At 59.2% G+C, this 22,132-nt stretch carries 32 protein-coding genes; 26 read left to right on the top strand and 6 right to left on the bottom strand.

Annotated elements, in window-relative coordinates; all coding sequences use genetic code 11:
- The first annotated feature begins 10 nt into the window (after positions 1-10).
- The 22 genes from C9383_RS01665 (at position 11) to recX (ending at position 14,106) form a co-directional block, all read left to right on the top strand.
- Positions 11-343 carry a hypothetical protein gene (locus C9383_RS01665; RefSeq protein WP_060753964.1) on the top strand — a complete coding sequence of 111 codons (333 nt, stop codon included), beginning with the start codon at positions 11-13 and terminating at the stop codon, positions 341-343.
- Entirely contained in the window at positions 340-1,335 is a 996-nt protein-coding gene (locus C9383_RS01670; protein ID WP_090366473.1) for a baseplate J/gp47 family protein, read from the top strand. The genes C9383_RS01665 and C9383_RS01670 overlap by 4 nt, the downstream gene beginning before the upstream one ends.
- A complete protein-coding gene (locus C9383_RS01675; protein ID WP_090366472.1) occupies positions 1,332-2,063 on the top strand; it encodes a phage tail protein I in 732 nt (243 codons plus the stop codon). The genes C9383_RS01670 and C9383_RS01675 overlap by 4 nt, the downstream gene beginning before the upstream one ends.
- Positions 2,060-2,599 carry a hypothetical protein gene (locus C9383_RS01680; protein ID WP_090366470.1) on the top strand — a complete coding sequence of 180 codons (540 nt, stop codon included), beginning with the start codon at positions 2,060-2,062 and terminating at the stop codon, positions 2,597-2,599. The genes C9383_RS01675 and C9383_RS01680 overlap by 4 nt, the downstream gene beginning before the upstream one ends.
- A 59-nt stretch (positions 2,600-2,658) precedes the next feature.
- Positions 2,659-3,276, top strand: a complete 618-nt coding sequence (locus C9383_RS01685) for a hypothetical protein (RefSeq protein WP_090366468.1) — start codon at positions 2,659-2,661, stop codon at positions 3,274-3,276.
- On the top strand, positions 3,277-3,534 hold the full coding sequence (locus C9383_RS01690; protein WP_090366466.1) for a phage tail assembly chaperone: 258 nt from the start codon (positions 3,277-3,279) through the stop codon (positions 3,532-3,534).
- Between the two features lie 85 nt (positions 3,535-3,619).
- On the top strand, positions 3,620-3,793 hold the full coding sequence (locus C9383_RS28090; protein WP_162843515.1) for a hypothetical protein: 174 nt from the start codon (positions 3,620-3,622) through the stop codon (positions 3,791-3,793).
- 2 nt (positions 3,794-3,795) lie between these two features.
- Entirely contained in the window at positions 3,796-4,962 is a 1,167-nt protein-coding gene (locus C9383_RS01695) for a phage tail sheath protein (RefSeq protein ID WP_060753969.1), read from the top strand.
- Positions 4,962-5,468, top strand: a complete 507-nt coding sequence (locus C9383_RS01700) for a phage major tail tube protein (RefSeq protein ID WP_060753970.1) — start codon at positions 4,962-4,964, stop codon at positions 5,466-5,468. The genes C9383_RS01695 and C9383_RS01700 overlap by 1 nt, the downstream gene beginning before the upstream one ends.
- A 50-nt stretch (positions 5,469-5,518) precedes the next feature.
- Entirely contained in the window at positions 5,519-6,091 is a 573-nt protein-coding gene (locus C9383_RS01705; RefSeq protein ID WP_090366465.1) for a phage tail assembly protein, read from the top strand.
- Complete coding sequence (locus C9383_RS28505; RefSeq protein ID WP_017844653.1) at positions 6,088-6,213, top strand: hypothetical protein; 126 nt, start codon at positions 6,088-6,090, stop codon at positions 6,211-6,213. Before C9383_RS01705 ends, C9383_RS28505 begins: the two co-directional genes overlap by 4 nt.
- A gap of 5 nt (positions 6,214-6,218) precedes the next feature.
- Positions 6,219-7,886, top strand: a complete 1,668-nt coding sequence (locus C9383_RS28330; RefSeq protein ID WP_235863183.1) for a tail tape measure protein — start codon at positions 6,219-6,221, stop codon at positions 7,884-7,886.
- Positions 7,886-8,269, top strand: a complete 384-nt coding sequence (locus C9383_RS01715) for a phage tail protein (RefSeq protein WP_060753973.1) — start codon at positions 7,886-7,888, stop codon at positions 8,267-8,269. Before C9383_RS28330 ends, C9383_RS01715 begins: the two co-directional genes overlap by 1 nt.
- Positions 8,262-8,474 (top strand): tail protein X, encoded by a 213-nt coding sequence (locus C9383_RS01720; RefSeq protein ID WP_060753974.1) that lies wholly within the window; start codon positions 8,262-8,264, stop codon positions 8,472-8,474. The genes C9383_RS01715 and C9383_RS01720 overlap by 8 nt, the downstream gene beginning before the upstream one ends.
- Before the next feature lie 9 nt (positions 8,475-8,483).
- Positions 8,484-9,491 carry a contractile injection system protein, VgrG/Pvc8 family gene (locus tag C9383_RS01725; protein WP_090366463.1) on the top strand — a complete coding sequence of 336 codons (1,008 nt, stop codon included), beginning with the start codon at positions 8,484-8,486 and terminating at the stop codon, positions 9,489-9,491.
- A gap of 80 nt (positions 9,492-9,571) precedes the next feature.
- A complete protein-coding gene (locus C9383_RS01730; protein WP_090366462.1) occupies positions 9,572-9,766 on the top strand; it encodes a Com family DNA-binding transcriptional regulator in 195 nt (64 codons plus the stop codon).
- A gap of 5 nt (positions 9,767-9,771) precedes the next feature.
- Positions 9,772-10,647, top strand: coding sequence for a putidacin L1 family lectin-like bacteriocin (locus C9383_RS01735; protein ID WP_090366460.1), 876 nt, complete (start codon positions 9,772-9,774; stop codon positions 10,645-10,647).
- A gap of 206 nt (positions 10,648-10,853) precedes the next feature.
- On the top strand, positions 10,854-11,411 hold the full coding sequence (locus C9383_RS01740; RefSeq protein WP_060754077.1) for a glycoside hydrolase family 19 protein: 558 nt from the start codon (positions 10,854-10,856) through the stop codon (positions 11,409-11,411).
- Positions 11,399-11,899: a lysis system i-spanin subunit Rz gene (locus C9383_RS01745; RefSeq protein WP_090366459.1), complete on the top strand. Its 501-nt coding sequence runs from the start codon at positions 11,399-11,401 to the stop codon at positions 11,897-11,899. Before C9383_RS01740 ends, C9383_RS01745 begins: the two co-directional genes overlap by 13 nt.
- 82 nt (positions 11,900-11,981) lie before the next feature.
- Positions 11,982-12,482: a CinA family protein gene (locus C9383_RS01750; RefSeq protein WP_060753978.1), complete on the top strand. Its 501-nt coding sequence runs from the start codon at positions 11,982-11,984 to the stop codon at positions 12,480-12,482.
- 83 nt (positions 12,483-12,565) lie between these two features.
- A complete protein-coding gene (gene recA, locus C9383_RS01755) occupies positions 12,566-13,624 on the top strand; it encodes a recombinase RecA (protein ID WP_060753979.1) in 1,059 nt (352 codons plus the stop codon).
- Positions 13,625-13,632: 8 nt separating this feature from the next.
- Positions 13,633-14,106 carry a recombination regulator RecX gene (gene recX / locus C9383_RS01760; RefSeq protein ID WP_090366457.1) on the top strand — a complete coding sequence of 158 codons (474 nt, stop codon included), beginning with the start codon at positions 13,633-13,635 and terminating at the stop codon, positions 14,104-14,106.
- 245 nt (positions 14,107-14,351) lie between these two features.
- On the opposite strand, the gene C9383_RS01765 is transcribed toward recX, so the two are convergent.
- Positions 14,352-15,464 carry an LOG family protein gene (locus tag C9383_RS01765; RefSeq protein WP_090366455.1) on the bottom strand — a complete coding sequence of 371 codons (1,113 nt, stop codon included), beginning with the start codon at positions 15,462-15,464 and terminating at the stop codon, positions 14,352-14,354.
- A gap of 298 nt (positions 15,465-15,762) precedes the next feature.
- Positions 15,763-16,203: a PA3611 family quorum-sensing-regulated virulence factor gene (locus C9383_RS01770; protein ID WP_090366453.1), complete on the bottom strand. Its 441-nt coding sequence runs from the start codon at positions 16,201-16,203 to the stop codon at positions 15,763-15,765.
- A 178-nt stretch (positions 16,204-16,381) separates the two neighbouring features.
- On the opposite strand from C9383_RS01770, the gene C9383_RS01775 reads away from it, so the two are divergent.
- The 3 genes from C9383_RS01775 (at position 16,382) to C9383_RS01785 (ending at position 18,278) form a co-directional block, all read left to right on the top strand.
- Positions 16,382-17,131, top strand: coding sequence for a tRNA-uridine aminocarboxypropyltransferase (locus C9383_RS01775; protein WP_090366452.1), 750 nt, complete (start codon positions 16,382-16,384; stop codon positions 17,129-17,131).
- A 58-nt stretch (positions 17,132-17,189) separates the two neighbouring features.
- Positions 17,190-17,840, top strand: a complete 651-nt coding sequence (erdR, locus tag C9383_RS01780) for a response regulator transcription factor ErdR (RefSeq protein ID WP_060753984.1) — start codon at positions 17,190-17,192, stop codon at positions 17,838-17,840.
- A gap of 69 nt (positions 17,841-17,909) precedes the next feature.
- Entirely contained in the window at positions 17,910-18,278 is a 369-nt protein-coding gene (locus tag C9383_RS01785; RefSeq protein ID WP_174554045.1) for a diacylglycerol kinase, read from the top strand.
- A 3-nt stretch (positions 18,279-18,281) separates the two neighbouring features.
- On the opposite strand, the gene C9383_RS01790 is transcribed toward C9383_RS01785, so the two are convergent.
- Complete coding sequence (locus tag C9383_RS01790; protein ID WP_060753986.1) at positions 18,282-19,208, bottom strand: LysR family transcriptional regulator; 927 nt, start codon at positions 19,206-19,208, stop codon at positions 18,282-18,284.
- A 125-nt stretch (positions 19,209-19,333) separates the two neighbouring features.
- Between C9383_RS01790 and fpr the strand changes: the two genes are divergently transcribed.
- Positions 19,334-20,113: a ferredoxin-NADP reductase gene (gene fpr / locus C9383_RS01795; protein ID WP_017529767.1), complete on the top strand. Its 780-nt coding sequence runs from the start codon at positions 19,334-19,336 to the stop codon at positions 20,111-20,113.
- Between the two features lie 54 nt (positions 20,114-20,167).
- On the opposite strand, the gene tsaA is transcribed toward fpr, so the two are convergent.
- From tsaA to C9383_RS01810, 3 genes are all read right to left on the bottom strand, one after another.
- The gene (tsaA, locus tag C9383_RS01800) at positions 20,168-20,863 is read right to left on the bottom strand and encodes a tRNA (N6-threonylcarbamoyladenosine(37)-N6)-methyltransferase TrmO (protein WP_090366449.1); all 696 of its coding nucleotides are present in this window, start codon (positions 20,861-20,863) and stop codon (positions 20,168-20,170) included.
- A 3-nt stretch (positions 20,864-20,866) separates the two neighbouring features.
- Positions 20,867-21,328: a YehS family protein gene (locus C9383_RS01805; RefSeq protein WP_060753988.1), complete on the bottom strand. Its 462-nt coding sequence runs from the start codon at positions 21,326-21,328 to the stop codon at positions 20,867-20,869.
- Positions 21,329-21,399: 71 nt separating this feature from the next.
- Positions 21,400-22,110, bottom strand: a complete 711-nt coding sequence (locus tag C9383_RS01810; protein WP_090366447.1) for an rRNA pseudouridine synthase — start codon at positions 22,108-22,110, stop codon at positions 21,400-21,402.
- Positions 22,111-22,132 lie beyond the last annotated feature (22 nt).

The following is a 22,132-nucleotide window of genomic DNA, read 5'->3' on the forward strand; positions in this document are numbered from 1 at the left end:
AGGACATCCCATGATCGGCATCGATCGCAACACCGGGGCAGCCGTCGATGACTGGCTGCAATTCGTGCAGCGCGCCACCCGAGCGCTGACTACCCCCCTGGGCACTCGTCAGAAGCGCCCGCTGTACGGCTCGATGATCCCGCAACTGCTGGGCCAGAACCTCGGCGATGACTTGCTGATCCTCGCCCAAAGCCATGCTGCCCAGGCGTTCTACAACACCCAGAACGGCATTGGCGACTTTCAACCCCAGGTCATCGTCGCCACCCGCCAGGGCGCCGGCCTGCTGCTGCGGTTCGCCGGCACCTGGAAAAACCGCCAACAAACCTTCGAGGTCGTGACATGAGCATGCTGATCCCAGGCCAGAACCAACTGGCGGAGCCGGCCATCATTGCGGTGGATGAGTTCGAACCGCTGCTGGCCGAATTCAAGGCGTTTGTCGTCGACTATGTCGCCACCCGAGCGCCGCAAAGCGCGGCCAAACTCAAGGTCAGCCTCGACAACGAAAGCGAGCTGCTGACCCTGGCCCTGGAAGCGTTTTGCGTGCGCCTGCAGACTCACGAACGCAAATACAACGCCCGCATCAAACAGATGCTGGCATGGTGGGCTACCGGCAGTAACCTGGATGCCCGCCTGGCCGACATGGGCCTGGAACGCCAAGTGCTCGACCCGGGCGACCCCGCGGCTTTCCCGCCGGTGCCGCCGACCCTGGAAAGGGACGACGACGCTCGACTGCGCTACTACCTGGCACCCCACGCTCCTGCGGCGGGCTCGCGGATGCAGTATCGGCGCGAGGTCTTCACCCTGGGTGAACGCCCTGCGGTGAAGGTGCAAAGTGCAACGCCGGGCGTGGTGACCGTCAGCTACACCTTCGACCCGGACGGCTATGCCGCCCAGGTCAAGGACGGCAACGCCCGCCGCACCGCGCCGGGTGAAGTGATGGTCACGGTGCTTTCGCGGGAAGGTGACGGCACGCCATCCGCCGATCTGCTTGACGGTGTGCGACGCCATTTCGCACGGCCCGATGTACGACCGGAGACAGACCTGGTCAGCGTGCAGGGGGCACAGATTCAACCCTACAAAATTCGTGTGGTGGCCAAGATCAATGCCGGCCCTGACTCCGGGCTCACTCAAGTTGCCGCTCAGAAGCTGCTGCAAACCTATGCCGACTCCTGCCATCGCCTGGAAGGGCGAGTGGACCCGAGCTGGATCGACTACGCCATCCACAGTGCGGGCGCGGCGCAACTGCAAATCCTCGAACCCTTGCAGCCGATTATCAGCACCGCGTTCCAGGCCCCGTATTGCACGGGGGTTGAGGTGGAGGTGCGCACGCTATGAGTGAGGAACCCAAAGCAAGCCTGCTGCCGGCCAACAGTTCGCCGTTGGAAAAAGCCTTGGACCTGGGGTTCGGGCAGTTGCTCGACCGGGTCATGCCGCCGTTTCCGGCGTTGATGAACCCGCTGCAAACCCCCACCCAATTCCTGCCCTACCTGGCGGCCGACCGTGGCGTCAGTGAGTGGGATGCCGACGCCAGCGAAACCGAAAAACGCCTCACCGTGGCCCTGTCCTGGCAGATCCAACGCCAGGCAGGCACGCCCAAGGCCTTGAGCTACGCGGTGGAGTCGCTGGGTTTCACCCCCAACATCAGCGCCTGGTATCAACAGCGCCCGCTGGGTGTGCCTTACACCTTCGACGTCCAGGCGATCATCGGGCGCAGTTGGTCCAGCGGTGACCATAACCGGCTGATCCGCCGCATCAATGCGGCGCAGAGTGAGCGGGATCGGGCGACGATCACCATCGTGCATGAAACCGCAGCAGGTTTGCGCCTCGCCGCTGCCGCAGATCCTGGCTTGAGTATCGGCGAGGACAGCCAGCCCGGTGCGCTGCCCGAAGTGAAGCTACACGGTGCCGTCTCCTTCAACAGCGCAGCCCACATACCCTTGAGTGATGGTGAGTTGCAGCTTGAAGGCGTACTACCGGAACTCGGGCTAGCCGCCCGGCTTAACAGTACTGGGATTGCCCAGCACTACACCATTAACGACTACGACCTCAGGGCGCAGCCATGACAGATGACATTACGCGCCTGGTGCGCTTCACCTCCAAAGGTTTGGATGAAGTGCTGCAGGCAAAGAACCAGGGCCTGAAAGGCGAAATCACTCACATCGGCGCCGGCACCGGCCGCTACAACCCGGACGGCAGCGAAGTGGCCTTGCGGGACGAACGTCAGCGGGTTGCCATCGTCGATTACGAAGACCTCGGCGACCGCCAACTCAGGATGGCCGCGCTGTTCGATGGCGAGGCGGAGTATGAAATTGGCGAGTTCGGTTTCTACCTCGCCAGCGGGACCTTGCTGGCGGTGTATTCGGTGGCGGGGAAGTTGCTGACGTATAAAGCGGCGGCGGCGCGGGTGTTGCAAAAGTTCACGCTGGATATTTCGCCGTTGCCGGCGGATAGCGTGACGATTGTGGTGGGCGGTAACAGTCTTAATTTGTTAATGGCTGAAGAGCTGGCGACTGTTGCCACCGCTAACGTTAATAACATGGTTAGGCATTTAGGCGTGTTATTTCGTGTGATGGCGCTGGAGCGTAAGGCGCAGCGATAATTCAAAAGAGTTGTTTTGCATGAGTAATTCTTGGCATTTTGATAGTTCAGAGGTTCAGTATGGGTATTGAGCAGAAAATTGGTGATTTGGTCACTGCAACAGATAGTTTGACGACTGCGGTCAATGGGAAAATCTCCCAAATCGACAGCCGCATGGATGCGGCCCGTGCAGAGTTTGATGAGTTTCGCAGTAAAAAAGACATGGTGGGTGTTGTTGGCGCTTCCGGTTCAGTTCAGCTCAACGTCTTTCAAGGTGGCGTCTGGGGCACTGGTGGTCCACAAAATACCGGCGCATCCGGCGGTTTCTCTGACGTTGATCTCGGAACGTCAGAAAACGTTTATATGCACTTTAAACTACCTGTGAATATCAATACTCACGATCAAATGTTCTGGTTCAACATTCGTGGCTATAGCTACGGCAGCGCTAGTATCGTGGACGAAACTATTGTAGGTTATTGCTATTCACCTCAGCGTGCTGTCTTGAATAAAGCTGTTTTCGGGAACATGTCTCCAGGGATTTACACCGATACAAATGGCAACGTGATCATGCGTTTGAAGTTTCCAAGTATCTATGTGACCACCATTCGTGTTGACACCATGCAAGTAGGCATCGGTGGTCTGTTTGCCGTAGGAAGTCTTAAATCGAAACTGTCGCTTACTGATAAGGTGGAATTCTAATTGGACGAAATAATTGACGTGGGCTTTCAATATAAACCCAATCCTGAGTCTATTGCCCTTGCCGAGTGGGCATCCATTCGCACCTTGCGCCAACAACTGTTGGCGTCTACCGAGGCAATGCTGTCTTTAGACAACTCGCTCACGGATACCCAGCGTAGTGAGGTATCGCTCTATCGGCAGGCATTGCGTGATGTTCCGCAAGGCTCAGGGGACCCTTATAAAGTTGTATGGCCAGAGTCGCCAACCTTCCTGAAATAACCCACCGCGAAAGCGGTTTTTTTACGCCCGCCCAAAGCCCCTCTCCGTAGGGGCTTTGGCGTTTCTCACCCGGAGAATTCCACTTATGCACAACCGCCAAACCTACACCGTCCTCATCCCGTTCCCCACCGGAGGTGGCCATTGGTCCACCGTCGGCGAGGAGCTGGAACTGCTCGACGTCGAAGCATCCGCCCTGCGCACCGCCGGCCGCCTGGAACTGACCAGCGTCCTTAACTCCACCCCCAAGAAGGCTGACTAATCATGGCTGAGGTTTTGAACTTCGAGCATAACGGCATCACCGTGAATGCCACCGAATCCCCCGAGGCCATGGGTGGCCTGGGCGATAACGTTATCGGTCTGGTCGGCACCGCGCCGAACGCCCATGCGTCGATCCCGAAAAACGCCCCGTTCCGTATCAACAGCTTTACCACTCAGGCGCTGCTGGACCCTACCGGTACTGAGTCGGGCACGTTGTTTCACGCGGTGTACCAGATCCTCAAGGTGGTGAAGGTGCCGGTCTATGTGGTGATCGTGGAGGAGGGCGCAACCCCGGCCGACACCGTCAACAATGTGATCGGCGGCAACGACCCCATCACCGGTCGCAAGCTGGGCCTGGCGGCCCTGAGCAGCGTGCCGGAAGACCTGACCATCATCGGCGCGCCTGGCTTTACCGGCACCAAGGCCGTGGCTGGTGAGTTCGCCGCCTTCGGCAAACGCATCAAGGCCCGCGTGGTGCTGGATGGCAAGGATGCGTCCGTCGCCGACCAAGTGACCTATAGCGGCGAACTGGGCGGTGCCGACCTCGGCTTCGACCGTTGCCTGCTGGTACACAACATGCCGTCGGTGTACTCCAAGGCCGCGAAGAAAAACGTGTTCCTGTCGCCATCGTCCCTGGCCATTGCCGCATTGGCCAAGGTCAAGCAATGGGAAAGCCCGGGTAACCAGGTGACCTTCGCCGAAGACGTTTCCCGCGTGGTCGAGTACAACATCCTCGATACCTCCACCGAAGGCGACCTGCTCAACCGTTACGGCGTGAGCTACTACGCCCGCACTATCCTCGGCGGTTTCTCGCTGCTGGGTAACCGTTCCATTACCGGCAAGTTCATCAGCTACGTCGGCCTGGAAGATGCCATCAGCCGCAAGCTGGTCAAGGCCGGCCAGAAAGCCATGGCCAAGAACCTCACCAAGTCCTTCATGGACCAGGAGGTCAAGCGCATCAACGACTGGCTGCAGACCCTGGTCGCCGACGAAACCATCCCTGGCGGCAGCGTTTACCTGCACCCGGAACTCAACAGTGTCGAGAAGTACAAGAACGGCACCTGGTTCATCGTCATCGACTACGGCCGCTACGCGCCGAACGAACACATGATTTATCAACTCAACGCCCGCGATGAAATCATCGAGCAGTTCCTGGAGGACGTTCTCTAATGTTTACCAACCGTGTAAGACAGGCCATTGCGGCCACCCTTCAAGGCCTGCCGTTGTCCGCGACGGTCAACTCCTTCACGCCGCCGAAGATTGATTTCGATATGGAGCCTATGACCGGCGGGCGATTCATCGCCGAGGAAATGGCCAAGAGCGCCAAAGTGCTCAACGCCACGTTGGAGCTGCAAGGTGCAGGCCCGGAAGTCATGCTGGCCCTGGGTGTGCGCCTGGGCGACGACATTCTGCTGAACGTGCGCGAAGCCGGCCAGGATCAGGATGGCAAGACTTACTTCACCTATCACACCGTCGGCGGCAAGCTGAAAAGCCTGGCCGAGACTGCGCTGAAAATGGGTGAGAAGCCCACCACCACCCTGGAACTGTCCTGCCGCACCTACAACCGCCTGGAAAACGGCATCCCGGTGATCGACATCGACGTACGCACCCAGAAGTTCGTGCTCAACGGCGTCGATATTCTCGGCGACGCCCGCCGCGCCGTGCTGATGCCTTAAACCCAAAGGGGCGGGCCTGCTCGCCCCCTACTTCACCAAGGAATAGCCCCATGGCCTGGATGCCACCCTTGCACCTGCTGCTCTCGCCGATCGCTGCCGACACCGGCGCGACGATCGAGCAGATTCAACTCAAGCCACTGTTCTACGCCGCGCAAAAAGACGCGCTGGCCCGGGCCGGTGATGACGAGGACGATCAGTTCTTCGAACTGGCGAAACTCGCCACCGGCCTGTCGGAAAAAGAACTGGACCAACTCAAGCGTCCGGACTACGTAAGCATTGCGCAGTACGTACACGAAATGTCGACGCAGCCTGCGTCGTTCTTCTTGAAAACCCCCGAAAAAACTAGCCACGACCAGCCCGTCCAGCTGCTGTTGCCACTCGATGCCGCAGGTCGCGCCCTGACTGAGCTGTCGCTGGAAATGCCGGCGCTGCGCGCCACCAAGGTGATGAAAAAACTCGCCACCAACAAAGAGCGCGCCGAGTTCATCACCGCTCATTGCACCGGCCTGATGATCCCGGATCTTGCCAACCTGACCGTGCCCGACTGGACGGAATTGCAGGAGCGCATCGACGATTTTTTAAATCAACCGGCGGACTTCTTTCGGAGCGCGACATCGAAGTGATCCTCGATGTGGTGCCGCTGATCTACTCGGTCAATGAGGCGGAGATCCTCGACTGGGACGCCGGCAAAGCATTGCGCCGCTACGACATCGCGATCACCCGCCTTGGCGTTAAACAGGAGTAAGCGGGATGCAAGAGACTCAATCTGGGATGAGGCTCGCCCAGGAAGACAAACGCTGGCTGCTTGACGACGCGGACCTTGGCAGTGTGCTGGCACCGTTTTCCGCCAGCCTTGCAGCGCCAGCAAGCCTGGATGCGGCATCGCGGCCACAACAGGATCCGCAGTCGGTGCTCGCCTCGGCGCTGGTGACCGTCAGTGTGGATATCAACGCTTTGACGTTGGAGCAAGTGCAGCTGCGCGAGGCGTTGGAAACGCTCACCCGCACGTTGTTCATTACCGGTAATACGCTGGCAACCAAGACGGTTGAGGTCAGTGGCGAGCCTGCCAAAAGTCAGCCGAAAGAACCCGCTCCGGCTTCGACCTCCTGGGTGGACAAAGGCCTGCAAGGCGCAACGGATGCCGGTAAGTTTGTCGGCAAAGAACTGCTCACCAGCTTGTGGGATAAAGCCAAGGAACGGGTTTCGGACAAGGCGCTTGATGCCGTGGCTGACAAGTTTCCAACCGCTGCCAAGTGGCTCAAGAAGGACGATAAGGGCAAGGGCAGCAACGCAGGCAAGGAGTGCTGCTGTACGGGCGCTCTGCCTGCCGGGATCCGCGGCCCGCTGGATTCAGCGACCGCTCAGTTGCCTGAACGTGTCGGCGAAACCGCCAGGGACAAGGACAGCGGCAAAGGCAAGCCAAGCGCCAAGGCTAATGCGAAGGGGCCACGCGGCAAGCGTTACAAGACCCGCCAGGCAACTTCACGGTCGATCAAGACCAGCGTCGTCAGAAAGCAGACCGATCTCAAGTCACAACGTACTGGCCTCTCAGCGCCGGTCTCACAGCCGCTCAACGTCATGGGCCAGCCGTTGCGTGGGTTCGACAGCAAACTGGCGAGCCAGGGCTCGACCCGTCTGCCGGGCAACACATTTGCCTCCTACGCAGCGCCCTCGACGGCACGCCCGACAGCCCGTCGCGCAGCCAACGGCCAGGTGGCCGGGTTGTTGGGGGTATTAGCCAAACCGGAATCGACCACAGCCGGTCGCCTCGGCCCGCTTAAGGTTGTCGATACCGCCATCGAGGGTGTCCAGGGCATACGCAACGGTGGCGCTAAAGCCGTCGGCGCCGGCCTCGGTACTGCCGGTGGCGCATTGATGGGCGCGTCTGCCGGTTCCGCCATCGGCACCCTGACGCGTCTCGAGTCGGCCGCCGCCCGCCGCCTTGGCCCACTGAAGTATGTCGACACCGCCATCGACGTGGTCCAGGGCGTGCGCAACGGTGACGCTAAAGCCGTCGGCGCCGGGCTCAGTACTGCCGGTGGCGCCTGGGCGGGAGCGTCTGCCGGTGCGGCCATCGGCACGATGATTTTCCCCGGTGTCGGAACGGCGGTCGGCGGTGCGATTGGAGGCTTGCTGGGCAGTGAAGCGGGGAGTTGGCTGGGGGACAAATTGTTTGGGCCAAGTGATCGCTTGCCTGCGCCCGCAGACGTCAGCAAAAACCTGAACAGCGCTCAAGCCGATAACCGTCAAATCAACTTTGCCCCGCAAATCACCATCAATGCGCCAGAACCGGCCAGCCATCAACAGTTGGCAGAGTTGGTGGTGCACCAGATCGAAGCGCAATTTTCGCCGCTGTCGATGAATGACTTGCTGGGGTCGCGACGTGATGCGGCACTGACCGATATTGGAGGGGTGTGATGCGACAACAGATGGCATTGGGCACGTTTATTTTCGGGCTGTCCCGTGGGTTCGCCTACGACACCCTGGACCGCGCCAGCACTGGCGGCTGGGTAGGGCTGCCTATCGTTGCCGGTAAACCCAAGTCCAGCCAGGTTGGCCAGGGGCTCGAAACGCTGACCTTCGGCGGCAAGGCCGCACGTGCAACGGGTATGACGCGGCTGGATGAGCTACGCGTACTGCAAGCCCTTCGTGCGCCGTTGCCTTTGGTTGATGGCGTGGGTCTCAGTTGGGGGCTGTGGACCATCAAGTCGGTGACCGAAAAACAATCCAATGTGATCGACGATGGCACTGCGATGGTCATTCATTGGTCGCTGGTACTGGAGGAGTTCGTCAATGCGTAGGGTTCGAAGTATTGCCGGTGATTCGGTGAACCTGCTGCTGTATCGCGAGCTCGGTCGCTGTGACGATGCCGCCGAGGAAATGCTGTGGCTGTTGAATCCGACGTTGGCTGAGCAGGGTGCAGTATTGCCGGCAGGTATCAGTGTGATCGTGCCTGAACTGGGCAGGCAACCCGTCGCGACGAAGCCAATCTCGGCCTGGGATTAAGGAGCGACCATGACACTTGGATATACGCCGGTGGTGGAGATCTACGGGGCCAATGCCGCGCTGCTCAATGAGCGACTATTGGAGTGGGAGCATACCGATGCGGCCGGTTTCGTCTCGGATCATCTCAAGTTGACCCTCGATATAGAGGGGCTTGAGGGGTTACCCGACCTGGGAGGGAAAATCGGCTTGCGCGTGGGCTACCTGGAGTCCGGCCTGGTGGACAAGGGGCAGTTCAAGATCACTAAGCGCACGCCGTCGCTGTTTCCGATGCGCCTGGTGCTGGAGGCCACGGCGGCACCGTTTGACCAAGACGGGTTTAAACAACGACGTACCGCCAGTCACGGGCCGATTACATTGGGTGCATTGTTCCGCCGATTGACGGTGCGCTACGGTTATTCACCGCGGGTGGCGACAGACCTTGAGGGCCAACAGATCACCCACATTGACCAGACCAACGAAAGTGACATGGCCTTCCTGACGAGGTTGGCCAAACGTTTCGACGCAGTTGCCAAACCGGTCGACGAACTCTATGTGCTGGGCCGAAAAGGTCAGCTCACCTCGCTGTCGGGCAAGGCCCTGCCGGACGTGCGACTGTCGCTGACACGCGACAATCGTCCGGGCGAGCGCGCGTTTATCAGCGCCAAGTTTACTGAAGGCAGCCGCGCCAAATACTCCGGTGCACAAGCCTCCTGGTGGGACGCATCGGCCGGTCAAAAGCGCGTCGTGCGGGTCGGTATCGAGCCTTTCAAACAGGTCGTGCAGCGTTACCAGAATGAAGCGGAAGCCCGTGCTGCCGCCGAGGGTGAAATGCGCCGGGTGGGCCGCGAAGGGATGCAGATCGATGTGATTTGCCCCGGAAACCCGTTGTTCGCTGCTGAAGGTCTGTTGCTGTTGGATGAATCGTGGCCAGGCTTCATGCAGGGGCGTTGGTCGATCAATACCGTGACCGCCAGTGGCAAGCGCAAAGACAGCTATCGATGCACGATCAATGCGAGTGGGTTGTCTGCCGCAGAGTAGGCCGAGCCATTGACGCCTTTCACCCGTGTACTTTCGCGCGGGTTTGCCGCCCATGGACGGGGGATGCCAGCAAAAGGAATTTGCAGATGTTGAAAGAATTCAGGTGCGGTCACTGCAAAAGACTTCTCGCCCGTGTGGGTGGGGTTACAGAGCTCCAGATCAAGTGTGTCCGATGTGGGACGTTGAATCATGTGAAGGCCTCGAGCCTTGAGCGATCGCCATTGAGCGACATGACAGCGGATTTCTCCGCGACTAATCATTCGACTCATAGGTGACAAAAATGGCAGGACCAGAAGGACCACCTCGCGTTCAATTCACAAACAACGGCAGCCCGGTGCTACCTCCTCGTAACTCAATGAGCCCAGGCCAGTATTTGGAGTCGCCAAATAAGCGCTTCAAACTGATCCTTCAGACCGATATGAACTTGGTGCTCTATGACAACGGCACTGCCGTATGGGTTGCCGATTCCAACACTCCATACTCCAGCACCTTATCGAACCCGGTCGCAAAGGTACCGAACTCGTTCTACGTGTTCGAGTCTGGGGTTCTGTCGGACCATGTGCATGTTCGCATTTGGAGTACAGTAAACAGCACCCCGCCTGACAGCGTTGGTGCTGCCGCGTACCGAAACTTTCTGCAAGTTCAGGACGATGGAAACATCGTGATTGTCGACTCTCGAGCCATCTGGAACGGCACTCCGTCTATTCCGCTTGATCCGGGTGGTACCGCATTCCTTTTTGGCGGTCCAACGGAGTTGGTTATGGGCGTCCCGTACTTCGCCGGTGATGGTGCATTGATCTTCCAGGGTGACGGGAACGTTGTGAACTACGGTCCGAACTGGAGCGTTCGATGGGCCAGTTATACCCAGAACAAGGGCGCGGTCCGTGCGGTGTTCCAGGCGGATGGCAATTTTGTGGTGTATGCGGCGAATAATGTTCCGCTCTGGAATTCGGGCACTGGCGGCAATCCGGGCGCAACTCTGCGGTTGCAGCCAAATGGCAGCTTGGCAGTCGTACAGGAAGTTCCTGTTTGGGCTCGCTTTGGGTACACGCCGACAATCCGTCGACGGAAAATCTACTACCCCAACAACGCGAGCCCAGAGCATAACGGCACAGATCCGTACCCGACCTATGGTCATATCGGTTGGGAGTTCTGATCGCCCCGCGTCATCAACGGGGGTAACAAAAGGGTCGTGCCTGTGTGGGCGACCCTTTTAATGCGAGGAAGCCTTGCAACCGTTTCAATGCCTTGAATTTGATCGAGACCTTTTCTTTTTCTGCTCCGTCACACCCTTCGCTCTGAACTGGAGTGCTGCGGGGCCGACCTATTTCAAACATTTTCCGAAGAGTCGAGCGCATGTCAGTGTCGATAACACTTTCGCAGCTTATTCAAGTGTTGCCCGCAGCCCGCTCAAGAGCGGGCCTTTTTTTGTCCGGGCTGAACACCGCCATCGCCAGATTTGAGATCGCCAGCCCCAAACGCGTCGCTGCGTTTCTCGCGCAAATCGGCCACGAGTCCGCGCAACTGCGCTACGTTCGCGAACTGGGCAGCGACCAATACCTGAGCAAATACGACACCGGCTCCCTGGCCGCCCGTTTGGGTAACACGCCCGAAGCGGATGGCGATGGCCAGAAGTATCGTGGGCGGGGCCTGATCCAGATTACCGGCCGGCGCAATTACCTGGCGTGCAGCCAGGCACTGTTTGGCGATGATCGACTGCTGCAACAACCTGAACTGCTGGAGCAGCCCCAATGGGCGTGTGAATCCGCTGCCTGGTTCTGGCAAAGCAACGGTTTGAACGAACTGGCCGACAAGGACCTCTTCGACACCATCACCCGGCGCATCAATGGCGGGCTCAACGGCATGGAGGACCGCCTGCAATTGTGGGCGCGGGCGAAGGCGGTGTTATGCATTACTTGACTATCGTGCGCCTGATCGGCGTCTGCCTGCTGATGGTGGTCGTCTGGCAAGTGCAGGCTTGGCGCTACGGTGAGCAGCTTGAGGATCAGGAGGAACTGCATGCCGATGCGCTCAACCAGCAAAGCCAGGCCGCTGCGCATCAGTTAATAGTGGTGCAGGAGCAACGTCTGGCCCTGGAGCAACAACTCAGCGCCAACGACCAACAACACACCCGGGAGTTAAGCGATGCCCAACGCAACCAGACTGCTCTGCGTGACCGCCTGGCCACTGCTGATGTGCGGTTGTCAGTCCTTCTCGACGCCAGCGACCCCGCCAACGGTTGCACAATGCCGGCCACCGCCACCTCCGGCGGCGTGGTTCATGCAGCCCCGCGAGCCCGACTTGACCCAGCGCATGCTCAAAGAATTATCGGCATCACCGACGACGGTGATAACGCCCTGATTGCCTTGCGTGCCTGTCAGGCGTATGTGCAGGCCGTCGCCCGGTAGTTTCTTGATGCACGCTGTAACTTGCATGGCCGATGGGCTCCTGTAGGGTAGGCGAACCCCTCGCCCATCCCTGGAGACGACCGTGAAGGAAATCACTCAACTGGCTGCTGAACTGGGCCGCCGCTTGCAGTTGCTCAATGCCCACGTCACCACCGCCGAGTCCTGCACCGGTGGCGGCATCGCCGAAGCCATCACGCGGATACCGGGCAGTTCGGCCTGGTTCGAGGCGGGTTATGTCACTTATTCCAATCGACAGAAGACCCGGCAGTTGAATGTGCCGGAAGCACTGTTCCGCAAGGTTGGCGCCGTCAGCCAGGAAGTGGTGGAGGCGATGGTCCGGGGTGCCCAGGAAAAAAGCCTGGCGCGCTTTGCGGTGGCGGTCAGCGGGGTGGCGGGGCCGGATGGCGGCTCGCCGGACAAGCCGGTGGGCACGGTGTGGCTGGCGTTCGGTGTGGGCGATGAAGTAACGAGCGAGCTGGCGCACTTCCCCGGTAACCGGGATGAGGTCCGCCGACAGACGGTAAAGGCCGCGCTGGAGGGCTTGATGCGACGAGCTGCAGCAGAAATAGAAAATCAGGGGTAGGCGATCTCGGATCTTTGTGGAACAATACTGTCTACTTATACAGGTGTTGGCCGCCAGGCCTTATTGATTACGTGAGGACTTTAATGGACGACAACAAGAAGAAAGCCTTGGCTGCGGCCCTGGGTCAGATCGAACGTCAATTCGGCAAGGGTGCCGTAATGCGTATGGGCGATCACGACCGTCAGGCGATCCCGGCTATTTCCACTGGCTCTCTGGGTCTGGACATCGCGCTCGGCATTGGCGGTCTGCCAAAAGGTCGTATCGTTGAAATCTACGGTCCTGAATCTTCCGGTAAAACCACCCTGACTCTGTCGGTGATTGCCCAGGCGCAAAAAATGGGCGCTACCTGCGCGTTCGTCGACGCCGAGCACGCCCTGGACCCTGAATACGCCGGCAAACTGGGCGTCAACGTTGACGACCTGCTGGTTTCCCAGCCGGACACCGGTGAGCAGGCCCTGGAAATCACCGACATGCTGGTGCGCTCCAACGCCATCGACGTGATTGTGGTCGACTCCGTGGCGGCCCTGGTACCCAAGGCTGAAATCGAAGGCGAAATGGGCGACATGCACGTGGGCCTGCAAGCCCGTCTGATGTCCCAGGCGCTGCGTAAAATCACCGGTAACATCAAGAACGCGAACTGCCTGGTGATCTTCATCAACCAGATCCGTATGAAGATCGGCGTGATGTTCGGCAGCCCGGAAACCACCACCGGTGGTAACGCGCTGAAGTTCTACGCTTCGGTCCGTCTGGATATCCGTCGTACTGGCGCGGTGAAGGAAGGTGACGAGGTTGTCGGTAGCGAAACCCGCGTTAAAGTCGTGAAGAACAAGGTGGCTCCGCCATTCCGTCAGGCTGAGTTCCAGATTCTCTACGGCAAGGGTATCTACCTGAACGGCGAGATGATCGACCTGGGCGTGCTGCACGGCTTCGTCGAGAAGTCCGGTGCCTGGTATGCCTACAACGGCAGCAAGATCGGTCAGGGTAAGGCCAACTCGGCCAAGTTCCTGGCGGATAACCCGGATATCGCAGCCACGCTTGAGAAGCAGATCCGCGACAAGCTGCTGTCTGCAGCGCCTGACGTGAAAGCTGCCGCCAACCGCGAACCGGTTGACGAGATGGAAGAAGCCGACACTGACATCTGAAGCAAACGATGACTGTTGTACTGGATACACTCGTCGCCGTTCGGCGCACTGCAATGGACCTGCTCGCTCGCCGCGAGCATGGTCGAGTCGAGCTGACGCGTAAACTGCGTCAGCGCGGCGCAGAACCTGAGATGATCGAAACCACCCTTGACCGTTTGACGGAAGAGGGGCTGCTTTCCGAATCCCGTTACCTAGAAAGCTTTATTTCTTATCGAGCCCGTTCTGGTTACGGCCCTGCGCGAATTCGCGAAGAGTTGGGCCAGCGTGGCTTGCAACGTGCTGATATTGACCTCGCCCTGCGTGAGTGCGGTATCAGTTGGCAGGCGCAGTTGGAAGACACCTGGCGGCGTAAGTTCTCCGGGCATCTGCCGGTTGATGCCAAAGAGCGTGCGAAGCAGGGGCGTTTCCTGAGTTATCGCGGGTTTCCGATGGAAATGATCAGCCGCTTATTAAGCGGCCGAGATATGGGCGAGCTGTTGTAGTGAGCGGGCTTGCCCCGCGCTGGGCTGCGCAGCAGCCCCAACAAGGACGCCACGGTATTTCAGGAAAAACGAGGTGCCTGGATTTGGGGCGGCTTCGCCACCCAGCGCGGGGCAAGCCCGCTCACTACAGATGACCCGTTCTCATCTCACCGGTTAAAGGCGGCAGGGCTGCACAGCAGTTGCTATACCAAGAACACCAAAAAGGCCCACTATGAAAATAGTGGGCCTTTTTTTTTGCTCAAAAATCAAGCCGTCTCCGGCTCCACCCGCTGTTGGGTCTTACCCTGGGCCGGTGCCCAGTTCTCCGGCAAGTTGATGTAGTCCACCAACTCCCGCAGCCGGCCTTGATCCCGTCCATTGAAGTTGAACACCAGCCGTGTCAAATGGCTGAACCTCGGCTCGTCGTGGTCTTCGCCCGTGTAGGCAAGCTGCTGGAACTCACCACTCAGGCGCAGGCTGGCAAATTCGCTCTGCAAGTGGGCCAGTGCACGATCACTCAGCGGATGATTCATGCGCACCACAAACTCGCGTTTCAGCCAGCGCGTGGAGTGGAAGTTGGCATAGAACCGGTTGATCTCTTCTACTGCTTCTTCGGCGCTGTACACCAGGCGCACCAATTTAAGGTCGGTGGGCAGGATGTAGCGATTGGCTTCCAGCTGGCTGCGGATAAAGTCCAAGGCGCCTTGCCAGAACCCGCCCCCCGGTGCATCCAGCAGCACCACCGGTACCAGTGGGCTCTTGCCGGTCTGGATCAGCGTCAATACTTCCAGCGCTTCGTCCAAGGTGCCGAAGCCTCCCGGACAGAGCACCAACGCGTTCGCTTCCTTGACGAAGAACAGCTTGCGGGTGAAGAAGAAGTGGAATGACAACAGGTTCTCGGTGCCATCGATGGTGGGGTTGGCGTGCTGTTCAAACGGCAGGGTGATATTGAAACCAAGGCTGTGTTCCAGGCCTGCGCCTTCGTGCGCTGCCGCCATGATGCCGCCGCCGCCGCCGGTGATCACCATCAAGTCTGACTGTGCCAGCATCGCGCCGACTTCCCGCGCCAAGGCATATAGCGGGCTTTCGACGGGGGTGCGGGCCGAGCCGAACACGGTCACCTTGCGCCGGTCCTTGAATTGTTCCAGTACACGGAAGGCGTTATCCAGCTCACGGATCGCCTGCAGGGTGATTTTGGCGTTCCAGCGGTTACGGTCGTCTTGAGCCATGCGCAAAACGGTGAGAATCATGTCGCGATAAAGGGGGATATTCGGGCTGTTGGCGGCTATCAGCTGGAGCTGCGCGTCGACCTGCTGTGTGAGGTCCGCCCCGTGTTCTTCAAAATGGCGAAGCAGGCGATCATTCGATTCGTAAGGCATTCAACGTCTCCTTTTCTTGCAGGGCCTGGGTAGTCGACGAACGCATCGTCGGTGGCCACGACACTGCATGTGTCATGGCGTGCCGCAGTAAGGCAGGCCTCTTTTGCCCTGAAAATGTTACAGAACAGCAGGTGAAACGGCTGTGAGCGACGATAAGGGGATGGCTTGATCATGTGCCGAAAAACCCATGGCTGGCAACCGCTTATTGGTCATTCAGCATGAAGTTTAGCGGGGGCGGGAACGCAAGCTGGGGCAAGAGCGCACCGCTGGACAGCAGCGCGCGGGGAACGAGCAAAGGTTACTTTTTCTTCTTGGCCGCAGCCGGTGCCGGGCAATCGGATTCTACGAATTTGACCGACGCCACTGGGCGATTGGTCTTGTTCTCGGTGATTTCATAACGCATCACCGCACCCTTGGCCATCAGTTCGCGGTAGCCCTGGTTCAGGCATACGCTTTGCCCCAACTGGAAATAGACGGCTTTCGGATTGTCACGCATTTGCTGCGCTCGATCAGGCTGCACGCTCAGGTGGTCGATCAGCTGCATGCCTTCAACGGTGTAGGCCACTTCCAGGGTTTTTTCATCGATTTCCCGGGGCAGGTCCTTGTTGCTCTCGGCCGCGACGCTTTGCAGCTTCCTGTTCATTTGGGCCTCCAGCAGCGAGGCCGCATGGGCGCCTGCGGGTATGACCAACGCAAGGGCGACGGATGGGGCGACAAGACGCAGCATGGAACGCAGCATGAAACTCTCCTGATTCGGTTACTGGTGCATAGACCAGCCACTGCGCTGTGCGTTCAGTGGCGCGCAATTATAGGTGACCCCTTGCCACTACAGCCAGGCGTATCGCTGGTAAACTGCTGCCACTTAAGCCTTCATCGAGTTCTCCTGTGTCGATTTATCCCTCCTTGCGGCGTATTCCATGAGCCACGCCGTCTCCCGCCTGCGTTCCGAGCGTCTGGCACGTGCTGTCAGGCCATTCCTCAATCGGGGTTCGCGTGCCGAGCGATGCCCAGGCTGCCGGGTTATTCCCCAGTATTGCCTGTGCGCCTGGCGACCCCAGGTGCAGGCCCGGTCGGCGATGTGCCTGCTGATGCACGATGTGGAGCCAATGAAGCCGAGTAACACTGGCTGGTTGATTGCCGATGTGATCGCTGACACCACTGCGTTCGCCTGGTCACGCACCGAAGTCGATCCCCAATTGCTCACGTTGCTGGCTGATCCGCAATGGCAACCGTATATCGTGTTCCCCGGCGAGTTCGTCGCGCCTGAACGGGTTGTCAGCGAAGTCAGGGTGGAGGAGAGCAAGCGTCCACTCTTTATCTTGCTGGATGGCACTTGGAGTGAGGCGCGTAAGATGTTTCGCAAAAGTCCGTACCTGGAGCACTTGCCGGTGCTGAGCCTTGCACCGGAACAGCTGTCGCGGTACAAGCTGCGTCGCTCCAAGCGCGATGATCATTTCTGTACCGCAGAAGTCGCGGCGCTGTGCCTGGAGTTGGCTGCCGATCAGGCGGCGAGCGAAGTGCTGGATGCTTACCTCGATGTATTCAGCACTCATTACCTGGCTGCCAAGTTCCAGATGCCCCTGGACCTGGGGGATAGCGTCCATAGGCGCCTGACGCCCTACATTGCGACGGTATCACCAGACGACGTTTGCATGATGGCACCGTAGCCGAATCCCCCGCTAAAATGCCTCCTCGGGCACCCCAAAAAACAGGATCATTTAATCAATGGCCACATACGAAATCCTGATAGCCGATGACCATCCGCTGTTTCGCAGTGCACTGCATCAGGCCGTAACCCTGGGCCTTGGCCCCGATGTCCGGTTGGTCGAGGTGGCCAGCATCGCCGAACTGGAGGTCCGCCTCACCGAAAAATCCGACTGGGACCTGGTGCTGCTCGACCTGAACATGCCCGGTGCCTATGGTTTTTCGGGTTTGGTATTGCTGCGCGGGCAATACCCGCAGATCCCGGTGGTCATGGTGTCCGCCCAGGAAGAGGCCGACGTGGTGGTGCGTTCCAAGGAGTTTGGTGCCAGCGGTTTCATTCCCAAGTCCAGTGCCATGGAGGATATCCAGAACGCCGTGCGCAAGGTGCTTGATGGCGATGTGTCCTGGCCGCCGCAGGCATTCGAAGAGGTCAACGTATCCGACGAAGCCAAAGCCGCCCGTGACGGTTTGGCCAGCCTGACCCCCCAGCAGTTCCGGGTGCTGACCATGGTGTGCGAAGGCTTGTTGAACAAGCAGATTGCGTACGAGTTGAGTGTGTCGGAAGCGACCATCAAGGCTCATGTCACCGCGATCTTTCGCAAGTTGGGCGTGCGTACGCGCACCCAGGCCGCGTTACTCTTGCAACAACTTGAGTCAATTTCACAGCATTAAGCTGCAACGCATTCACGCTTTTTTGACTTTGCGTGATCTAGTTTCCCCACTTCTTTGGTTCAGTTGCCTATCTCTATGTCGCCTTTCAAGGGTCAAACCGGTATCAAACGTATCTTCAACGCAGGGGGCTATTCCCTGGATGGCCTGCGTGCAGCTTTCACCGGCGAGGCGGCGTTTCGCCAACTGGTGTTGCTGAACGTCATCCTGATTCCGTTGAGCTTTTTCCTGCATGTCAGCCGGGTTGAACGCGCCTTGCTGATCGCCGTGTGCCTGCTGGCGTTGATCGTCGAATTGCTCAACTCGGCGGTAGAGGCCGCCATTGACCGCATTTCCCTGGACCGTCACCCCTTGTCGAAAAACGCCAAGGACATGGGCAGCGCCGCGCAACTGGTGGCGCTGACCATGATTACCCTGGTATGGGCCGTGATCCTGATCTGAGGATCAGGCAATGTTCGGCAGTACGATTTCGTCGCTGCGCTGAACGCCGGCGGTGAAAGCGCGGCATAGTTCCAGGAACTCGCGCATGGCGGAGGTCTGGTACTTCTGTTTATGCCAGATGAAGTAGAACTGCCGGGCCAGGTCCAGGTCCGGGGTTTCAACCGGCACCAGGCTGCCACGGCGGAATGCATCCCTCAGCGCAAGCCGGGAGATGCAGCCGATGCCCAGCCCGGACTCCACCGCGCGCTTGATCGCCTCGGTATGTTCCAGTTCCAGGCGGATATTCAGCGCGCTGCGGTGATGGCGCATGGCTTGGTCAAACGTCAGGCGCGTGCCCGAACCTTGTTCACGCAAGATCCACGCCTCATGGGTCAATTCTTCCATGCTCGCCACGCCGCGCTTGGCCAGGGGATGTTGCGGTGCGCAGAACACCACCAGCTCATCTTCTACCCAGGTTTGCACCTCGATGTCCGGGTGGCTGCAGTCGCCTTCGATTAGACCCAGGTCAATTTCGTAGTGCGCCACCTGGTGCACGATATGTGCAGTGTTCTGCACATGCAGCTTCACCTGGCTCTCCGGGTGCTGTTGCATGAAACTGCCGATCAGCAGCGTGGCCAGGTAGTTGCCGATGGTCAGGGTGGCGCCGACCGCCAGCGAGCCGAAGCCGGACTTGCCGTTGAGCAGGTCTTCGATCTCTTTGGCCTGGTCTAGAAGCGCGACGGCCTGGGGCAACAGTTGATGCCCGAGGGCGTTGAGACTCAGGCGCTTGCCGGCGCGGTCGAACAGTTGGCAACTGGATTGACGCTCCAGCTCGGTGATCGAGGTGCTGGCGGCGGATTGAGATAAGGCCAGAAGGCCAGCAGCGCGCGAGACGCTTTCCTGCTGGGCGACGGCGACGAAAACCTGCAGTTGACGGAGAGTAAATCGCATATCGATATAACCGATAACCCTTATCTTAATAATCCAGTTAACAGATATTGTCGCCGCCATTAGAATACGCTGCAATTGCGCACCTATATTTCTGGCGCAGACCCATTTCCAGGAGTCCCCCGTACATGAGCAACATGAACCACGAGCGTGTCCTCAGTGTTCATCACTGGAACGACACTCTGTTCAGCTTCAAGTGCACCCGCGATCCGGGCCTGCGCTTCGAGAACGGTCAGTTCGTGATGATCGGCCTGCAACAGCCCAACGGCCGCCCGCTCATGCGTGCTTACTCCATCGCCAGCCCTAACTGGGAAGAGCATCTGGAATTCTTCAGCATCAAGGTGCCCGATGGCCCGCTGACTTCCCAATTGCAGCACTTGAAGGAAGGCGACGAGATCATCATCAGCAAAAAACCGACAGGCACCCTGGTGCTCGACGATTTGAAGCCGGGCAAACACCTGTACCTGCTCAGCACCGGTACTGGCCTGGCTCCGTTCATGAGCGTGATCCAGGACCCGGAAACCTACGAGCGTTTCGAGAAGGTGATCCTGTGCCACGGCGTGCGTTACGTCAACGAAGTCGCCTACCGCGAATTCATCACCGAGCACCTGCCGCAGAACGAGTTCTTCGGTGAGGCGCTGCGTGACAAGTTGATCTACTACCCGACCGTGACCCGCGAGCCGTTCGAAAACGAAGGGCGCCTGACCGACCTGATGCGCAGCGGCAAGTTGTTCCGCGATATCGGCCTGCCACCGATCAACCCTGAAGATGACCGCGCCATGTTGTGCGGTAGCCCAAGCATGTTGGACGAAACCAGCGAAGTGCTGAACAGCTTCGGCCTGAAGGTTTCGCCACGCATGCGTGAGCCGGGCGATTATCTGATTGAGCGTGCGTTCGTCGAGAAGTAAGCGCGGTCAAAATGTGGGAGGGGGGCAAGCCCCCTCCCATATCGGGTTTACGGTTTATCCAGCGGCAAGCACTTCCAGCACGCAAATCACTCCGGCCTCGGGATAGTGCCAACGCACATCCACATCCCAGAACTGCGCGCCATACTCACGCTCAGGCCCAGGCGTCTGATAGGCCGGCCGTGGGTCCTGTGCCAGGCATTGCTCGATCAATTCCACCAACGGCTCATCCAGCCTGTGCGCATGGCCTTGTGCCTGATGCAGGGCGGTCTTCAGCCATTGCACCGGGATTAGCGGCGGCGCGCTGCTGGCGATGCTGTTGGTGGCGCTGCCGATAATGTCGGCGTAGGGCACATAGGGCTTGATATCCAGTACTGGCGTGCCATCGAGCAGGTCAATTCCGGAAATCCACAGCCGACCGGGTTCCACCTTGTCCAGCTTCACCACCGATTGGCCGATGCCGTTCGGTCGGTGAGTCGCGCGGGTCGCAAACACGCCCATGGACGTGTTGCCCCCCAGGCGCGGTGGGCGCACTTTCAGGCGGGGCTTGTCTTCCAGGGCCTGATGAAACAGGAACAGCAGCCACACATGGCTGACCTGTTCCAGACCCTGCACCGCCTCACCGCCGTCAAACGGCGCCACCAGCTCCAGCACGCCACGCGCGGCAGGCGCCAGTTGTGGCTGGCGCGGGATGGCGAATTTCTCCTTGAAGCAGGAGCGCACAAAGCCGACGGGGGAGACGTTGTAACCCATGGTTCAGGGGCGAACGCGCATGGTCAGGCCCTTGAGGAAGTTACGCAGCAACTGGTCGCCGCACGGGCGATAGTTGGTGTGGCCGAACTTGCGGAACAGTGCGCTCAGTTCCGGTTTGGACACTGGGAACTCGGCGGCCTTGAGGATCGCGTGCATGTCGTCTTCCTTCAGTTCGAAGGCCACACGCAGTTTCTTGAGGATGATGTTGTTGGTCACCGGGGTTTCGATCGGTTGCGGCGGACGACTTTCGTCCTTGCCGCGCTTGAAGATCACCAGGCCGTCGAGGAAGTGAGCCATGACTTCGTCCGGGCAGAACACAAAGCCTTCTTCCTCATCCTTCTTGAGGTAGGTCAGCAAATCGTCCTTGGTCACGTCCATGCCGCCGAGCTTGATGATTTCGACCATCTTGTTGTCGCTGATGTCGAGCATGTAGCGCACGCTGCGCAGTACGTCGTTGTGAATCATGGTAGGCAATCCTGGTATTCAACTGAGGACACCGCCGTCATGGGGCGATGTCGATAAAAAGGGGCAGTGGCTTAGAATTTCTCTTTGGCGGACAGGTAGCGCCATTGGCCCACCGGCACTTTGCCGATGGACACGCCGCCAATGCGGATGCGCCGGATGGCGATGACTTTCAAGCCGACCGCTTCGCAGAACAAGGCAATCACGCCCGGTTGCGGGTTTTTCATCGCAAAACGCAGGCGGTTTTCGTTCTGCCAGCTGGCTTTGACCGCCGGCAGTTCCTTGCCTTTGTAAGTCAGGCCGTGGTTCAGGCGGTTCAGGCCATGGGCAACCATCTCGCCGTCGACCTCCACCACATATTCCTGCTCGATCTTGGCGGCGTCGGCGGTCAACTTGCGCAGAATTTTCCAGTCCTGGGTAAACACCAGCAGGCCGCTGGCCTTGGCTTGCAGATCGGCGCTGGCGGTCAGGCGCAGGAAGTGGCCCTTGAGCGGGCGCTTGCCGAAACGGTGTTCATCCGACAAGGTTTCGGCGCTGATCGAGGCCATGGCGGTCTCGGCATCCACGCCGGCAGGCGCGTGCAGCAGGAGGGTCACCGGCTCTGGCGCGGTGGCCTTGGCCTCGGGGTCGAGTTCGACTTTTTGGGTGGTGACCTTGAACTGCGGTTCGTCGATCACTTCACCGTCCACCGAGACCCAGCCGCCTTCGATAAACAGCTCAGCCTCCCGACGGGAGCAGCCAACCAGTTCGATCAGACGTTTGGAGAGGCGTATGGGGTCAGTCATGACAAGGGCCGTAACAAAAGGG

It is taken from the genome of Pseudomonas palleroniana (genome assembly GCF_003031675.1).
GTDB classification, from domain to species: domain Bacteria; phylum Pseudomonadota; class Gammaproteobacteria; order Pseudomonadales; family Pseudomonadaceae; genus Aquipseudomonas; species Aquipseudomonas palleroniana.

Excerpts from the sequence above, each read along its gene's own strand:
- C9383_RS01665 (WP_060753964.1), top strand. The coding sequence starts at position 11 with ATGATCGGCATCGATCGCAACACCGGGGCAGCCGTCGATGACTGGCTG.
- C9383_RS01670 (WP_090366473.1), top strand. The coding sequence starts at position 340 with ATGAGCATGCTGATCCCAGGCCAGAACCAACTGGCGGAGCCGGCCATC.
- C9383_RS01675 (WP_090366472.1), top strand. The coding sequence starts at position 1,332 with ATGAGTGAGGAACCCAAAGCAAGCCTGCTGCCGGCCAACAGTTCGCCG.
- C9383_RS01680 (WP_090366470.1), top strand. The coding sequence starts at position 2,060 with ATGACAGATGACATTACGCGCCTGGTGCGCTTCACCTCCAAAGGTTTG.
- C9383_RS01685 (WP_090366468.1), top strand. The coding sequence starts at position 2,659 with ATGGGTATTGAGCAGAAAATTGGTGATTTGGTCACTGCAACAGATAGT.
- C9383_RS28090 (WP_162843515.1), top strand. The coding sequence starts at position 3,620 with ATGCACAACCGCCAAACCTACACCGTCCTCATCCCGTTCCCCACCGGA.
- C9383_RS01695 (WP_060753969.1), top strand. The coding sequence starts at position 3,796 with ATGGCTGAGGTTTTGAACTTCGAGCATAACGGCATCACCGTGAATGCC.
- C9383_RS01700 (WP_060753970.1), top strand. The coding sequence starts at position 4,962 with ATGTTTACCAACCGTGTAAGACAGGCCATTGCGGCCACCCTTCAAGGC.
- C9383_RS01705 (WP_090366465.1), top strand. The coding sequence starts at position 5,519 with ATGGCCTGGATGCCACCCTTGCACCTGCTGCTCTCGCCGATCGCTGCC.
- C9383_RS28330 (WP_235863183.1), top strand. The coding sequence starts at position 6,219 with ATGCAAGAGACTCAATCTGGGATGAGGCTCGCCCAGGAAGACAAACGC.
- C9383_RS01715 (WP_060753973.1), top strand. The coding sequence starts at position 7,886 with ATGCGACAACAGATGGCATTGGGCACGTTTATTTTCGGGCTGTCCCGT.
- C9383_RS01720 (WP_060753974.1), top strand. The coding sequence starts at position 8,262 with ATGCGTAGGGTTCGAAGTATTGCCGGTGATTCGGTGAACCTGCTGCTG.
- C9383_RS01725 (WP_090366463.1), top strand. The coding sequence starts at position 8,484 with ATGACACTTGGATATACGCCGGTGGTGGAGATCTACGGGGCCAATGCC.
- C9383_RS01735 (WP_090366460.1), top strand. The coding sequence starts at position 9,772 with ATGGCAGGACCAGAAGGACCACCTCGCGTTCAATTCACAAACAACGGC.
- C9383_RS01745 (WP_090366459.1), top strand. The coding sequence starts at position 11,399 with ATGCATTACTTGACTATCGTGCGCCTGATCGGCGTCTGCCTGCTGATG.
- recA (WP_060753979.1), top strand. The coding sequence starts at position 12,566 with ATGGACGACAACAAGAAGAAAGCCTTGGCTGCGGCCCTGGGTCAGATC.
- recX (WP_090366457.1), top strand. The coding sequence starts at position 13,633 with ATGACTGTTGTACTGGATACACTCGTCGCCGTTCGGCGCACTGCAATG.
- C9383_RS01765 (WP_090366455.1), bottom strand. The coding sequence starts at position 15,464 with ATGCCTTACGAATCGAATGATCGCCTGCTTCGCCATTTTGAAGAACAC.
- C9383_RS01770 (WP_090366453.1), bottom strand. The coding sequence starts at position 16,203 with ATGCTGCGTTCCATGCTGCGTCTTGTCGCCCCATCCGTCGCCCTTGCG.
- C9383_RS01775 (WP_090366452.1), top strand. The coding sequence starts at position 16,382 with ATGAGCCACGCCGTCTCCCGCCTGCGTTCCGAGCGTCTGGCACGTGCT.
- erdR (WP_060753984.1), top strand. The coding sequence starts at position 17,190 with ATGGCCACATACGAAATCCTGATAGCCGATGACCATCCGCTGTTTCGC.
- C9383_RS01790 (WP_060753986.1), bottom strand. The coding sequence starts at position 19,208 with ATGCGATTTACTCTCCGTCAACTGCAGGTTTTCGTCGCCGTCGCCCAG.
- fpr (WP_017529767.1), top strand. The coding sequence starts at position 19,334 with ATGAGCAACATGAACCACGAGCGTGTCCTCAGTGTTCATCACTGGAAC.
- tsaA (WP_090366449.1), bottom strand. The coding sequence starts at position 20,863 with ATGGGTTACAACGTCTCCCCCGTCGGCTTTGTGCGCTCCTGCTTCAAG.
- C9383_RS01805 (WP_060753988.1), bottom strand. The coding sequence starts at position 21,328 with ATGATTCACAACGACGTACTGCGCAGCGTGCGCTACATGCTCGACATC.
- C9383_RS01810 (WP_090366447.1), bottom strand. The coding sequence starts at position 22,110 with ATGACTGACCCCATACGCCTCTCCAAACGTCTGATCGAACTGGTTGGC.